Source organism: Muricoccus pecuniae, assembly GCF_014199205.1.
Taxonomy (GTDB): domain Bacteria; phylum Pseudomonadota; class Alphaproteobacteria; order Acetobacterales; family Acetobacteraceae; genus Roseomonas; species Roseomonas pecuniae.
This window is the reverse complement of record NZ_JACIJD010000006.1, coordinates 167,319-179,965: the sequence shown is the minus strand read 5'-3', so window position 1 is coordinate 179,965 and position 12,647 is coordinate 167,319. Positions and strand designations below refer to the sequence as shown.

Annotated in this window: 16 protein-coding genes; 3 read left to right on the top strand and 13 right to left on the bottom strand. The window is 72.1% G+C overall.

What is annotated here, in order from left to right:
- Positions 1-53: 53 nt before the first annotated feature.
- Together FHS87_RS08550 and FHS87_RS08545 are read right to left on the bottom strand one after the other, a co-directional pair.
- Positions 54-908 carry an ABC transporter permease gene (locus FHS87_RS08550; protein WP_184516336.1) on the bottom strand — a complete coding sequence of 285 codons (855 nt, stop codon included), beginning with the start codon at positions 906-908 and terminating at the stop codon, positions 54-56.
- Positions 898-1,803, bottom strand: coding sequence for an ABC transporter ATP-binding protein (locus tag FHS87_RS08545; protein ID WP_312861927.1), 906 nt, complete (start codon positions 1,801-1,803; stop codon positions 898-900). Before FHS87_RS08545 ends, FHS87_RS08550 begins: the two co-directional genes overlap by 11 nt.
- A gap of 131 nt (positions 1,804-1,934) precedes the next feature.
- Here FHS87_RS08545 and FHS87_RS08540 point away from each other — a divergent pair, with 131 nt between their 5' ends.
- Positions 1,935-2,348, top strand: a complete 414-nt coding sequence (locus FHS87_RS08540; RefSeq protein ID WP_184516333.1) for a rhodanese-like domain-containing protein — start codon at positions 1,935-1,937, stop codon at positions 2,346-2,348.
- Between the two features lie 21 nt (positions 2,349-2,369).
- Here FHS87_RS08540 and FHS87_RS08535 read toward each other — a convergent pair whose 3' ends face one another.
- Complete coding sequence (locus tag FHS87_RS08535) at positions 2,370-3,338, bottom strand: Bug family tripartite tricarboxylate transporter substrate binding protein (protein ID WP_184516329.1); 969 nt, start codon at positions 3,336-3,338, stop codon at positions 2,370-2,372.
- Positions 3,339-3,515: 177 nt separating this feature from the next.
- On the opposite strand from FHS87_RS08535, the gene FHS87_RS08530 reads away from it, so the two are divergent.
- On the top strand, positions 3,516-4,289 hold the full coding sequence (locus tag FHS87_RS08530; protein WP_184516326.1) for an endonuclease III domain-containing protein: 774 nt from the start codon (positions 3,516-3,518) through the stop codon (positions 4,287-4,289).
- 153 nt (positions 4,290-4,442) lie between these two features.
- Positions 4,443-4,640 carry a hypothetical protein gene (locus FHS87_RS08525; protein ID WP_184516323.1) on the top strand — a complete coding sequence of 66 codons (198 nt, stop codon included), beginning with the start codon at positions 4,443-4,445 and terminating at the stop codon, positions 4,638-4,640.
- 4 nt (positions 4,641-4,644) lie between these two features.
- Here FHS87_RS08525 and mtnA read toward each other — a convergent pair whose 3' ends face one another.
- The 10 genes from mtnA to FHS87_RS08475 form a co-directional block, all read right to left on the bottom strand.
- Complete coding sequence (mtnA, locus tag FHS87_RS08520) at positions 4,645-5,739, bottom strand: S-methyl-5-thioribose-1-phosphate isomerase (RefSeq protein WP_184516319.1); 1,095 nt, start codon at positions 5,737-5,739, stop codon at positions 4,645-4,647.
- A gap of 4 nt (positions 5,740-5,743) precedes the next feature.
- Positions 5,744-6,229, bottom strand: coding sequence for a UPF0262 family protein (locus FHS87_RS08515; protein WP_376766429.1), 486 nt, complete (start codon positions 6,227-6,229; stop codon positions 5,744-5,746).
- Positions 6,230-6,236: 7 nt separating this feature from the next.
- On the bottom strand, positions 6,237-6,716 hold the full coding sequence (locus FHS87_RS08510) for a DUF983 domain-containing protein (protein WP_246418235.1): 480 nt from the start codon (positions 6,714-6,716) through the stop codon (positions 6,237-6,239).
- A gap of 126 nt (positions 6,717-6,842) precedes the next feature.
- On the bottom strand, positions 6,843-7,112 hold the full coding sequence (locus FHS87_RS08505; RefSeq protein ID WP_184516313.1) for a hypothetical protein: 270 nt from the start codon (positions 7,110-7,112) through the stop codon (positions 6,843-6,845).
- 50 nt (positions 7,113-7,162) lie between these two features.
- A complete protein-coding gene (locus tag FHS87_RS08500; protein ID WP_184516309.1) occupies positions 7,163-7,627 on the bottom strand; it encodes a hypothetical protein in 465 nt (154 codons plus the stop codon).
- A 101-nt stretch (positions 7,628-7,728) separates the two neighbouring features.
- On the bottom strand, positions 7,729-8,043 hold the full coding sequence (locus tag FHS87_RS08495) for a hypothetical protein (RefSeq protein WP_184516305.1): 315 nt from the start codon (positions 8,041-8,043) through the stop codon (positions 7,729-7,731).
- Between the two features lie 55 nt (positions 8,044-8,098).
- Complete coding sequence (locus FHS87_RS08490) at positions 8,099-9,067, bottom strand: N-carbamoyl-D-amino-acid hydrolase (RefSeq protein WP_184516302.1); 969 nt, start codon at positions 9,065-9,067, stop codon at positions 8,099-8,101.
- Positions 9,068-9,119: 52 nt separating this feature from the next.
- Entirely contained in the window at positions 9,120-10,814 is a 1,695-nt protein-coding gene (locus FHS87_RS08485) for a helicase HerA-like domain-containing protein (protein WP_184516299.1), read from the bottom strand.
- A 92-nt stretch (positions 10,815-10,906) separates the two neighbouring features.
- Positions 10,907-11,167 carry a hypothetical protein gene (locus FHS87_RS08480; protein ID WP_184516296.1) on the bottom strand — a complete coding sequence of 87 codons (261 nt, stop codon included), beginning with the start codon at positions 11,165-11,167 and terminating at the stop codon, positions 10,907-10,909.
- 79 nt (positions 11,168-11,246) lie between these two features.
- A complete protein-coding gene (locus tag FHS87_RS08475; RefSeq protein WP_184516293.1) occupies positions 11,247-12,641 on the bottom strand; it encodes a dihydroorotase in 1,395 nt (464 codons plus the stop codon).
- Between the last annotated feature and the right edge of the window lie 6 nt (positions 12,642-12,647).

The following is a 12,647-nucleotide window of genomic DNA, read 5'->3' as shown; positions in this document are numbered from 1 at the left end:
CCGGTGCGGCGCAGCATGCCGCGCCGGGGGGCGGCCGGGAAGGGGCGCCCCCCTTACACTCCCGCGACCGGAGCCTGGCCGGAATCCTGGCCGCGCATGGCCCAGCCCGTCGTCCGGTTCTCCACTGCCACGGCGACGACATACATGATCACCCCCATCACCCCCGTTATGATCAGCCCGGCGAAGACGAGCGGCACGTCGAAGCGGGAGGAGGCGAGCATCATCAGGTGGCCGATGCCCTTATTCGCCGCCACCGTCTCCGCCATGATGGAGCCGACGAAGGCAACGGTGATGGCGATCTTCAGCGAGGCGAAGAAATAGGGCATCGCCCGCGGCAGCCCGACCTTGCGGATGATGTCGGCCGGCCGCGCGCCGAGCGCGCGCAGCACGTCCCGCAGCTCCGGCTCCACCGTCGCGATGCCGGTCGCCACGTTCACGACGATCGGGAAGAAGGAGATGAGGAAGGCGGTGATCACGGCCGGGATCGTCCCGATGCCGAACCAGACCACGAGGATCGGCACCACCGCCACCTTCGGCACGGAGTTGAAGGCGATCAGCAGGGGGTAGAGCCCGTGGTAGAGCAGGGTGGAGGAGCCGATCGCCACCCCGAGCAGCAGGCCGAAGACGATGGCCAGCGCGAAGCCGATGAGCGTCGTCACCAGCGTCTGCCAGGCGTTGTCCAGCAGCGGCAGCCACCACTTCACCATGCTCGCGCCGATCGCCGAGGGGGCGGGGAGCACGAACGGCTCGATGGCGAAGGCGCGGCAGATCACCTCCCAGAGGAGAAAGCTGCCGAGGATGATGATCCAGGGCAGCGCCGCCTGGAGCCGGCGCCGGCGGCGCGCGGCCACCGCCATGGCATCGATCCGGCGCTGCGCGGCGGTGGGGGAGGGCGCGTCAGGCGGCATGGGGCGTCTCCTGGCCGGCGGAGGGCTGGGGCAGGTCCTCGCCGCGCCGCGCCGCGCTGATGTGCTCGCGCAGGTCGTGGACCAGCTCCTGGAAGGACTGGGTGTAGGTGATGTCGAGCGAGCGCGGGCGCTCGAACGGAACCGTCCGCTCGGCGATGATGCGCCCGGGGCGCGCGGACATGATCAGCACGCGGTCCGCGAGGAAGACCGCCTCCTTCAGGTCGTGGGTCACGAGGATCACGGTCGGCTTGAGGATGTTGCACACGCCCTGGAGCTCCACCCACAGGTCCTCGCGGGTGAAGACGTCCAGCGCGCCGAAGGGCTCGTCCAGCATCAGGAGCTGGGGGTCGTGGATGAGGGCGCGGCAGAGGCTGGCGCGCTGCTGCATGCCGCCGGAGAGCTGGTGCGGCGTCTTGTGCTCGAAGCCCTTGAGCCCGACGAGGGCCAGCAGCTTGCGCGCCTTCTCCTCGTACATGGCGCGGTCGGCGCGAAGCCGGCGCCGGTGCGGCTCGACCACCTCCAGCGGCAGCATCACGTTCTGCAGGATCGTGCGCCAGGGCAGCATGGTGGGCGCCTGGAAGGCCATGCCGGCCATGGAGAGCGGGCCGTCCACCTCCTTGCCCGCCACGATCACGCTACCGGCGGAGCACGGCCAGAGCCCGGTGACCAGGCGCATCAGCGTGGACTTGCCGCAGCCCGAGGGCCCGACGACCGCCACGAACTCGCCCCTGGCGATCCGCATGGAGGTGTTGCGGAGCGCCAGCGTGCCCTCCGCCCCGCCGTAGCGCATGGAGACGTCGTCGATCTCCACAAAGGGTCTCTCGAACCCGACCATCCCCTCACCGGCCTCCCCGCCCGCCGTCAACCCGGCGAACCCGCCGTCCCTAGGGGACAAGCAATTCTCCTGCCATCACGAAAAGGGGAAGTGGCCCGGGCGGCGCCTCGGCCGGGAAAAAGCCGCCCGCCCTTGGCACTCGGCCCCGCGGCACCCAATCTGCCCGGCCCAGAGAGCCGAGGAGCGTGCCCATGCCGGTCGAGGATATTTCCGCCAAGGACAGCTACGAGGCGCTGAGCAGCGACCCCGATGCCATGCTCGTGGACGTGCGGACGGATGCGGAGTGGAACTTCGTCGGGATCCCGGACCTGGCCGAGGCGGGCAAGCAGCCGGCCCTCGTGCCGTGGCAGCTCTACCCCTCGATGCAGGTGAACGGCGCCTTCCTGGAAGGCCTGCGCCGGGCCGGGGCCACGCCGCTCAGCAAGATCTACTTTCTTTGTCGCTCCGGCGCCCGGTCGCTCGCCGCCGCCCAGGCTGCCCAGGCGGCGGGGTTCCCGCACTCATACAACGTCGCCGACGGGTTCGAGGGGCCGGTGGACGCGGAAGGGCACCGCGGCACCCAGGCCGGGTGGAAGGCGAGCGGGCTGCCCTGGCGCCAGCGCTGAGCCGCCCGCCCGCGCCCGGCCCTACTCCACGCTGATCTTCGCGCGCCGGGCCACCTCTCCCCAGCGCTGGGTCTGCTCCGCGACGAAGCTGCCGAAGGCGTCCGGCGCCATGGTGCCGGGCGTGATGCCCAGCTCATCGAAGCGGGCGCGGACCTCGGGCGTGCCAAGCGCGGCCAGGGCCTCGCGGTTCAGGCGCTCGACCACCGGGCGCGGCACGGCGGCCGGGGCGAAGAGGCCGTGCCAGGAGACGCTCTCGAAGCCGGGCAGCGTCTCCGCGATGGTCGGGACATCAGGCGCCTGCGGCACGCGCTGCAGGCTGCCCACGCCGAGCGGCCGGACCCGCCCCTCCTTCGCGTGCGGCCAGCCGGAGGAGAAGTTGTCGAAGGCCATGGGCAGCGTGCCCGCCAGGATGTCCGTCATGATCTGGCCGCTGCTGCGATAGGGAACGTGGACGGCTTCCGTGCCCGTCACCTGCGTGAACAACTCGCCCGCCAGGTGGATCGAGGTGCCGACCCCGGAGGAGCCGTAGTTGATCTGCCCCGGCCGCTGCTTCATCAGCGCGATCAGTTCCGGCACGCTGCGGGCCTGCACGCTGTTGGACACGACCAGCATGTTCGGCTGGCTGCCGAGCAGCGCGACCGGCGCGAAGTCCTTCAGGTTGTCGAAGGGGATGCGCGGGTAGATCGAGGCGTTGATCGCGTGGCTGCTGATCGTGCCCATGCAGATGGTGTAGCCGTCCGGCGCCGCCTTCGCGCAGGCATCGGCGCCGATGTTGCCGCCCGCGCCCGCGCGGTTGTCCACCACGATCGGCTGGCCCAGGCGCTTCGACATCTCCGTGCCGACCAGGCGCCCGATCAGGTCCGTGGTGCCGCCGGCCGCGAAGGGCACGATCATGCGGATGGGGCGGCTGGGCCAGTCCTGCGCGTGGGAGGGAAGCGGCGCGAGGGCGAAGGCGCAGGCCGCCCCCATCAGGGCGCGTCGAAGCATCATGTTGTCCTTTCCTGGCCCGCCCGGGGCGGGGTCCTGGTCCGCCCGGGGCGGGGCGTCCTCCGGGCGCAGGCTGGCCATCGCGCGCCGCGGGCGTCAAGCCGTGCCCGGCCCCGGCCGGCGCGGCGAAAACCGGGGCCGCCGGGACGCGTTGGGACCGCATCTCCGCCGGAGCAACGCGTGTCCGAGCCCGCCCCCCTGCCTCTCACCCCGCGCGAGCGCCTGCTGGAGGCGCACCGCCGGCTCTGCGCGGCCTATAACTGCCCCATCGCCTACTTCCACGCGCTCGGCCCCCTCGACGAGCTCGTCTCCTCCCTCCTGTCGCACCGGACCCGGAACGCGGACAGCGCGCGCGCATTCCGGCAGCTGAGGGAGCGCTTCCCGGACTGGGAAGCCGTGCGGGACGCGCCGGTGGAGGCGGTGCAGGAAGCGATCGCGCCCTGCACCTGGCCCGAGGCGAAGGCGCCGGCGCTTCAGCGCATCCTCCAGCTCATCACCGGCCGGCGCGGCGCGCTGAACCTCGACCATCTCGGCGAGATGCCGGTCACCGAGGCGCGGCGATGGCTGGAATCCCTGCCCGGCGTGGGGCCGAAGACGAGCGCGGCGGTGCTCTCCTTCTCTGTGCTGCGCGCGCGCGCCCTGCCGGTGGACAGCCATCACCACCGCGTCGCCCAGCGCCTTGGCATCATCCCGGCCAGCATCTCGGTCGGCCCTTCCCACGGCGTAATGGAAGCGATGCTTCCGCCCGAATGGGACGCCCAGGGGGTCTATGACCACCACGAGGTGCTGATGCTGCACGGGCAGCGCGTCTGCTTCTTCCGCTCGCCCGCCTGCGCCCGATGCGTGCTGCTCGACATCTGCCCGACCGGGCAGGCGCGCCGCACCGGGCTGCGGGAGGCGGAACCGCGGGTCCGGAGCGGGGCGTCCGCGGAAAGGGGACCTCAGGCCGCCTAGGGCGTCCCCCCAGCTCCTCGCCAAGCGGGTCAGGATTCGGGCCCGCCAGGGCATCTTGCCCCAATCGCGCCATGATCCCGTCGCGCCTTCGCCGCGCCGGGGGTGTCCTATCCCTCCCGTACCCGCCAGCCGATGCGGGTCGGAGGATCTGCTATGGATCGCATCGCCATCGCCCTGATCGCTTCGGGCCTCGTGCTCATCCTCGCTATCGTGGCCGCCGTGGTCGGCGGCGCGCCCACGCTCACCCTCTCGGCCGTCGCCGCGCTGGGCGCGACGATGTCGGGGGCCGGGATCGTGGCGGGCCTCGTCATGCTCGAGCGGCGCAACTTCGGCGCCGCCCGCATCGCCTGAAGCCTCAGGCCTTCTCGGGGTAGAGCGCGGCCAGCCCGGCCTCGCTCGCCTCGCAGCGCCCGCGCTCAGTGATCAGGCCGGTCACGAGACGGGCGGGGGTCACGTCGAAGGCGGGGTTCGCCGCCGGCGTGCCCTCGGCGGCCAGGCGCACGGTCGCCACGCTGCCATCGGGCAGGCGCCCGGTCGCATCCGTCACCTCGCTGCCGGAGCGCTCCTCGATCGGGATCTCTGCGAGCCCATCGCGCACCTTCATGTCGAGGGTTGAGTGGGGCAGGGCGACCCAGAAGGGCACGCCGTTGTCCTTCGCCGCCAGTGCCTTGAGATAGGTGCCGATCTTGTTCGCCACGTCGCCCTCGCGGGTCACGCGGTCCGTGCCGACAAGCACGATGTCCACCAGCCCGCGCTGCATCAGATGCCCGCCCGCATTGTCGGCCACGAGGGTGTGGGGCACCCCATGCGCGCCCAGTTCCCAGGCGGTGAGCGCGGCGCCCTGGTTGCGCGGGCGCGTCTCGTCCACCCAGACATGAACGTCCAGCCCGGTGTCATGCGCCTGGTAGATGGGGGACAGGGCGGTGCCGAAGTCCACTGTCGCGATCCAGCCGGCATTGCAATGGGTGAGCACGCGCACGGGCTCGCCGGCCGGCTTGCGGGCCGCGATCTCGCGCAGCAGCTCCAGCCCGTGCTCGCCGATGCGGCGGTTCGTCTCCACGTCGTCGTCGCAGATGGCGGCCGCTTCGGCATAGGCGGCATCGGCCCGGCGCTCGGGGGGGTGGTTGCGGACGGCCGCGCAGACGCGGTCCAGCGCCCATTTCAGGTTCACCGCGGTCGGCCGCGTCTCGTTCAGCATAGCCGCCATCCGCTCGAGATTCTCGATCGAGGGATCGCGACGCAGCGCCATGGCGAGGCCGTAGGCGCCCACCGCACCGATCAGAGGCGCGCCGCGCACCTGCATCGTGCGGATCGCGTGCGCCGCCTCCTCCTCGTCCCGGAGAACCATTTCCTCGACGGACCAGGGAAGCTTCGTCTGGTCGAAGATGCGGATCGAGTGGCCGTCCGCGTCGAGCCAGACGCTGCGATAGGGCTTGCCGTTGATCTTCAACGCGTCAGATCCGCTGGTGCATGGCGCAGACGAGGGTGAAGAGCCGCCGCGCGGTTTCGAAATCGAGCGTCACGCGCCCGTCCAGCCGCTCCTGGAGCAGCTCGGCGGCCTCGTTGTGCAATCCGCGCCGGCCCATGTCGATGGCCTGAATCCGCGCTTCCGCCGCACCCTCGGTCACCGCCTGCTCGTGGCTGGAGATGACCATCTGGTAGTCCTTGATCAGCCGCCGGAAGGGGCCGAGCGCGAGGAGGAAGGCGTGCAGCGGCTCGTCCGCCTCGTTGCGCACGTCGAGCAGCAGGCGCCCGTCCCTCAGGGCGAGGTGCAGCGCGTAGGGGCCGGGGGGCAGTCCGGCCGGGGCGAAGCGGTTGCCGGCGAGGAGGTCGGCGACGGCCTGCTGCCGGTCGGCCTCCGCGAAGGCCGAGGGAAGGGGCGCGTTGTCCGGCAGCTCGATCCGCACGATGTCCCGGGCGTCCAGGGCTGCCTCCGCCAGCTCGGCGTCACGCATCGCGCGAAGGGCCCGGGCGCGGAGGCGCCTCGCCGGGGAAGGGATCGTGCTCGGCGAAGCCGAGGCGCATCATCCAGCCCACCACGGCACCCTTGGCCGGGCGCAGCAGCAGGGTGCAGATCACGGCGAAGAGGGGCAGCCACACGGCCATGTGCAGCCACATCGGCGGCTCGTAAGCCTTCTCCACCCAGAAGATGGGCGGGAGCAGCAGGTGCCCGGCGATGAAAATGACGATGTAGGGCGGCGCATCGTCCGCCCGCAGTCGCCCGAGCGGGGCGTGGCAGACCTCGCATTCCGGGACGACGCGGAGAAATCCCTGGAAAACCTTGCCCTCGCCGCAGACAGGACACCGGTTCAGGGCGCCGCGCCGGATGGAGGTGAGCATCGAGGGCTGCTCGACGGGCTCGGCACCCTGTTCCTCGCGGGGGCGCCAAGTGGTCACCGCCTCGGGAGCGCCTCTCTGGAGCGACATGGGTGCAATCCTCCCGGCACAGGAACCGAACGCATCCGGTCCTGACTTGTTGCAATGCAATATGGGCTGGGAGCATCCCTTGGACAAGTTCCGTTGCCGGACCGCCCCGCGGGGCATCCTGCCGCATCAGCGCGAGGCGAGGGTGGCGGCAGGCCTCTCGCGAGGGATAGCAGCCGCTTCGAGGCGGGCGCGCTCCCGTTCCCAGTACTCGCGGCGAAGATTGCGCGCTTCCCGTTCGCGGGCAGCCACCTCCGGCCCAACCTCCCGTGCCGGGGCGGAGGGGCCGGCGATACCCGCGAGCAGGTTGCCGAACACCCCGTCCTCCGCCCCTGCCGCACCGCTGAAGCCGGCGGCGAGCACCGTCGCGGCGAGAAAGGGAACGACAAGGCGCTGCATGGGGCGGGACTCCTGGCCCACCAACGCCCGCACGGGTTAGGGGTTGCCGCTCAGCGCCGGCGCTCGTACTCCAGGCGGCGGCGCTCCTCGTCGAGCCGCCGCTGCTGCTCGTCGAGCTGACGCTGGCGCTCGCCGACAGTCCGTTCGCGCTGGGAGTCCTCGCGCCAGCGGTCGAAGCGGGCGCGCTCCTCCGGCGGGATCCGCTCGCCCCGGCTCTCGCGACGCGCACGCTCGCGCTCCCAGGCCTCGCGGCGGCGCTCGAAATCCTCGCGCTCGTCCTCCATCCGCATCCGCTGGCGCTCGCCATGCCCGCGGCGCTCCTCCTCGGCCTCGCGGCGGGCCTCGTCGCGGCGGCGGCGCTCATCCTCCTCAGCGCGCCGCCGGGCCTCCTCCGGGTTGCCGCTGAAGCTGCGGAGTGCCTGGTCGAGGATCCCGTTCAGGTCCTGGGCGCCGGCGGGCGCGACGGCCAGCGCGGCGAGGAGGGGAAGGGCGGAGAGCAGGGCACGGCGTTGCATGGGTCTTTCCTCGGCGTCACGGAGCAGGGCGGGGCCACGGGCGAGTGGACGCCCTGCCGGTGACGGGGTTGCGGCGGGGTCGTGGCGCCGCCGTGACAGGGTCAGCGCTGGGGATTGTCGCTCAGCAGCGGCACGCTCGTGGCGCCGGGCGCGGAGGGAGCGACGGCGCGCGGCACCACGCGGTCCGGCGTCATGGTCGTGCGCTGGCGGTTCATGTCGTCCACCAGCGCCGGGGCGCCGGCGCCGCCCGTCTCCAGGTCGCGCGCGACATCGGCGACGCGGTCCTGCCGCTGGTCCTGGTCCACCTGGCGCGCGGCCTCGCGCTGGGCGGGGCTCTGGGCCGAGGCGGGGGCCGGGGCAGCGAGGATCGCGGCGGGCGCCGCGAGGATGGCGAGGGCAAGGGCGAAGCGGCGCATGGGGTACCTCCTCCCCCTCAACGCCAGGCCGGGGCCGCCGGTTGGCTCGCGCCGATCAGTCCCCTGTGGGCTGCCACTCCGCCGGCACCTCCGCGCCCGTCTGCGCGGTGATGCGTCCATAGGCTTCCACGCGGCGATGGACGGCGAAGTTGAAAATCGTCTCGCGCCCCAGGCGGCACATGTCGAGGTCGAGATCGGCGGTGATCAGCTCGTCGCCCCAGGAGGTGGCCTGGGCCATGATCTCGCCCTGCGGGTTCACGATGATCGAGTGGCCGAACAGCTCGTGCCCGTCCTCCACCCCGGCCTTGGCGGTCGCGACGGCGAAGGTGGCGTTCTGGTAGCAGCCCGCCTGGATGGAGAGGTGGGAGTGGAGCACGCGGAGGTGGTGCGCCTCGAAGCCGCGATTGTCCTGGTTCAGGCTTGGCGTGTTGTAGCCGAGCATGACGACTTCCACGCTCTGCAGCCCCAGCACGCGCCATGCCTCGGGCCAGCGGCGGTCGTTGCAGATGAGCATGCCGAGATTGACCGGCCCCGCGCCGCCCACGGGCGCGCGCATCACGGGGAAGCCAAGATCGCCCACCTCGAAGAGGCGCTTCTCCAGGTGCTGCACCTTCCGCACGGGATCGTACTCGGCATGGCCGGGCAGGTGGACCTTGCGGTACTTCAGCACGATCTCGCCGGAGGGATGCACGAAGACGGCGGTGTTGAAGCGCCGGCCCTCCGGTGTCCGCTCGGCATAGCCGAGATGGAAGGCGATGCCGTATTTCCGCGCGGCCTCGAAGAGCGGCGCGGTCTCGTTCGAGGGCAGGGCGCTCTCGAACCAGTGGTCGGCCGCGGCGCGGTCCGCCTCGTACCAGCGCGGGAAGAAGGTCGTGAGCGCGAGCTCGGGGAAGACCACCACCTCCACGCCGCGGCGATGCGCCGCCTCCATCAGCCGCACCATCCGGCCGACCGAGACATCGCGGCCCTCCGCCTTCTGGATCGGGCCGAGCTGCGCGGCGGCGACGGTGAGACGACGGGTCATGCGCTGCGTCCGTATATATAAGGAGTGTGCCGGTTGCCGGATGCGGGAGGGCTCAGCGCTTCAGCAGCGAGCCGAGCACGCCGCGCACGAGCGCGCGCCCGACCTGGCTGCCCATGCTGCGCATCGCCGACTTCGCCATCGCCTCCACCACGCCCTGTCGCCGGCCGCCGCCGCCCGTCAGCACGTCGTTGAGCACGTCGCCCCATCCGCCGCCCGCTTCCTCGTTCGGCGCGGGACGCGCGGCACCCCGTGCCGTCCCGCGAGAGGCGGTCGCGGGGATGCGGCGCGCGGGCGGAAGCGAGGATGCAGGGGCGCCGCCTCCGGGGCTGCGCGCCGCGCCGGCCGAGGCGGGCCCGCTCCACGGCCCGCTCCAGGCGCCGCCGCTGCCCGATGCGCCGGCCCATGATCCGTCCATCGGCGCCGCGCCGGCATCGCCGACGGCATGGGGCGCGGGATCCTCGGCCACGGTGGTGGCGCGGCCGGTCAGGTGCTCGTAGGCGGATTCGCGGTCGAGCGGTGTGTCGTACTTCCCGCCGATCGGGCTGTGGGCCATCACCGCCGCGCGCTCCTCCGGCGTGATGGCGCCCATGCGGGAGCGCGGCGGCAGGATCTTCGCGCGCTCCACGACGCCGGGCTGGCCGCCGGGCTGGAGCGTGGAGACGAGCGCCTCGCCCACGGCCAGCTCGGTGATCGCGTCCTCCGTGCGGAAGGCGCGGTTCGGGCGGAAGGTCTCGGCCGCGGCGCGGACCGCTTTCTGGTCGGCGGGCGTGAAGGCGCGCAGCGCGTGCTGCACGCGGTTGCCGAGCTGCCCCAGCACCGTGCCCGGAAGGTCGAGCGGATTCTGGGTGACGAAGTAGACGCCCACGCCCTTCGAGCGGATGAGGCGCACGACCTGCTCGATCTTCTCCAGCAGCGCCTTCGGCACGTCGCGGAAGAGAAGGTGAGCCTCGTCGAAGACGAAGGCGAGCTTCGGCTTATCGAGGTCTCCCACCTCCGGCAGTTCCTCGAACAGCTCGGAGAGCAGCCAGAGAAGGAAGGTGGCGTAGAGGCGCGGGCTGGCGGCCAGCTTGTCGGCGGCGAGGATGTTCACCGAGCCGCGCCCGTCCGGGGTGAGCAGCATGAGGTCGGTCAGCTCCAGCGCGGGCTCGCCGAAGAAGTGCTCCGCCCCCTGCTGCTCCAGGGTGAGGAGGCGGCGCTGGATGGTGCCGATCGTGGCCTTGCTGACATTGCCGTAGTGGGCGGCCAGCTCCGCCGCGCGCTCCGCCACATGGGAGAGCAGGGCGCGCAGGTCCTTGAAGTCGAGCAGGAGCAGCCCCTCGTCGTCGGCCAGGGCGAAGGCGATGGCGAGCACGCCCTCCTGCGTGTCGTTGAGGTCCAGCAGCCGGCCGAGGAGCAGCGGCCCCATCTCCGCGACCGTCGCGCGCACGGGGTGGCCCTGCTCCCCGAAGACGTCCCAGAACACGACGGGCGCGGCCTGCCAACCGAAGTCCGTGGCGCCGAGCGCCGCTGCGCGCTCGGCGATCTTCGGCTTCGGCGTGCCGGGCTGGCTGAGCCCGGCGAGGTCGCCCTTGATGTCGGCGCAGAAGACGGGAACGCCGGCGCGGGAGAAGCCCTCGACCACTGTCTGAAGGGTGATGGTCTTGCCCGTGCCCGTCGCGCCGGCAACGAGGCCGTGCCGGTTCGCGAGGGGCAGGTGCAGGTACTGGGGCGCGGAGCCCTTGCCCAGGAGGATCCTGTCGCTCGCCATCGCCGCCGTCTCCGTTCCGTGCCGCACGCTGTCTACAACATCTGCTCCGGCCGGCGCAGGGCAAGTCCCCGCCGTTCCACCATGCGGACGGATCAGTTGCCTTCCTCGGGCGCGCGCCAGGGAGCCGGGTCGCGCGGCGGCGGGCGGCGCGCCTGCGGGGAGGGTTCGGGATGTGTCTCCTCCGCCTTCGCCTCCCCGCGCGCGGCCAGCCACCAGCCGGCGCGGCCGAGGATGAGCGCGCAGAGAAGGGCGAGCAGGGCGATCGGGACCGAGGTGCCGGGCCCCATCAACCAGATCGGGAAGCCGAAGCCGAGCAGGGCGGCGAGGACCGCGACGATGAGGGGGAAGTTCACCGGGACCGCCTCCGCACCGTGACCGGCAAGGGAGCGGCGGTGGGCAGGCGGGCCGGCGAGCCGGGGAGCGCGCGCGCCATCATCCCAGGACGACGGGCCGGTCGTGCTGGCGCGGTACGAAGCGGCCAGAGCCCGGCCTCGCGAGGACGCTGGCGCCGTCCCAGATGAGCGTCCCACGGAGATAGGTCGCGGCCACGCGCCCGCGCAGCGCGCGGCCGTGATAGGCGGAGTGCTGGAATTCCGGCCGGTCGAGGATGGCGGCCTGGTCGAAGGTGAAGTCGCCGCGCTCGATGACGCAGAGATCGGCGTCGCCGCCCACCGCGATGCCTCCCTTCTTCGGGTCGAGCCCGTGATAGCGGGCGGGCTCGGCGGCGAGGTACTTCGCCATCAGGGTGAGCGGCAGGCCGCGCTCCTCCAGCAGGGTGAACATGACGGGGGCGAAGCTCTGCATCCCCGTCAGCCCGGCGCCGAGGGCGAAGATGTCGCCCTTGTACTCCTTGCGCTCGCGCTGCCAGGGCGCGTGGTCGGTGGAGACATAGGCGACCTTGCCGGCGAGCAGCGAGGCCCACATCCGCTCCACCTCCTCGGCCGTGCGGAAGGGCGGGTTGCACTTGCCGAAGCCCTGGAGGCGGACGACGTCCTCCTCCGTCATACAGAGATAGTGCAGGCATGCCTCGCCCGAGCTGCGGGCGCCCGCGCGGCGGAAGTCCTCGGCGATGTTGAAGCCGCGGGAGAGGGAGGAGTGGGCGATGTGGACATGCGCGCCCGTCTCCAGCCCGATCTCGAAGATGGCGAGGTTGGCCAGGTTCTCCGCCAGCGGCGGGCGGGTGCGGCAGTGCATGATGGGATCGGTGCGGCCCGCGGCCTTCGCCTCGGCCGTCAGCTTCATCACCAGCTCCTGGTCCTCGTTGTGCACGGCGACCATGAGGTTCGTCTTCGCGATCTCGGCGAAGGCCTCCCGCATGAGGACGGGGTCGATGCGGGGGAAGCGCACCGCGTCGTACTCATAGGTGGAGAACTTGAAGGAGCAGGCGCCGGCCTCGGCGAGCCCCGCGATGGCCTCGACCATCTCCTCTCCCCCGGCGTCCTTGCGGATGGTGCCGTAGAGCGCGACGTCCACATGGGCCAGCCGGTGCAGCCACTCCACCTTGTCGCGCAGGATGGCCGCGTCGGTGACGGGGAGGGGAATGTCGTAGGGCATGTCCACGCAGGTCGTCACGCCGCCCGCCGCGGCGGAGAGCGTCGAGCCCTCGATCCCGGGCCAGCCGATGGAGCTGGCCGTGTGCATGTGCCCGTCCACGAGGCCGGGGAAGACGAGTCGGCCGGAATGGTCCTCGGTCGCCGCGGCGGGGGGCGGCGCGCCCTCGCCGATGGCCGCGATCGTCTCGCCGCGCACGGCGACATAGCCGCCCTCCAGCACGCGGTCGGGCAGCACGAGGTCGCCGAGGATCACGCGGTCGAAAGGCTGGCTCATCAGGGC

Bases quoted from the DNA above. Each gene is read 5' to 3' on its own strand.
- FHS87_RS08550 (WP_184516336.1), bottom strand. From the start codon at position 908: ATGCCGCCTGACGCGCCCTCCCCCACCGCCGCGCAGCGCCGGATCGAT.
- FHS87_RS08540 (WP_184516333.1), top strand. From the start codon at position 1,935: ATGCCGGTCGAGGATATTTCCGCCAAGGACAGCTACGAGGCGCTGAGC.
- FHS87_RS08535 (WP_184516329.1), bottom strand. From the start codon at position 3,338: ATGATGCTTCGACGCGCCCTGATGGGGGCGGCCTGCGCCTTCGCCCTC.
- FHS87_RS08525 (WP_184516323.1), top strand. From the start codon at position 4,443: ATGGATCGCATCGCCATCGCCCTGATCGCTTCGGGCCTCGTGCTCATC.
- FHS87_RS08510 (WP_246418235.1), bottom strand. From the start codon at position 6,716: ATGTCGCTCCAGAGAGGCGCTCCCGAGGCGGTGACCACTTGGCGCCCC.
- FHS87_RS08505 (WP_184516313.1), bottom strand. From the start codon at position 7,112: ATGCAGCGCCTTGTCGTTCCCTTTCTCGCCGCGACGGTGCTCGCCGCC.
- FHS87_RS08500 (WP_184516309.1), bottom strand. From the start codon at position 7,627: ATGCAACGCCGTGCCCTGCTCTCCGCCCTTCCCCTCCTCGCCGCGCTG.
- FHS87_RS08495 (WP_184516305.1), bottom strand. From the start codon at position 8,043: ATGCGCCGCTTCGCCCTTGCCCTCGCCATCCTCGCGGCGCCCGCCGCG.
- FHS87_RS08490 (WP_184516302.1), bottom strand. From the start codon at position 9,067: ATGACCCGTCGTCTCACCGTCGCCGCCGCGCAGCTCGGCCCGATCCAG.
- FHS87_RS08485 (WP_184516299.1), bottom strand. From the start codon at position 10,814: ATGGCGAGCGACAGGATCCTCCTGGGCAAGGGCTCCGCGCCCCAGTAC.
- FHS87_RS08475 (WP_184516293.1), bottom strand. From the start codon at position 12,641: ATGAGCCAGCCTTTCGACCGCGTGATCCTCGGCGACCTCGTGCTGCCC.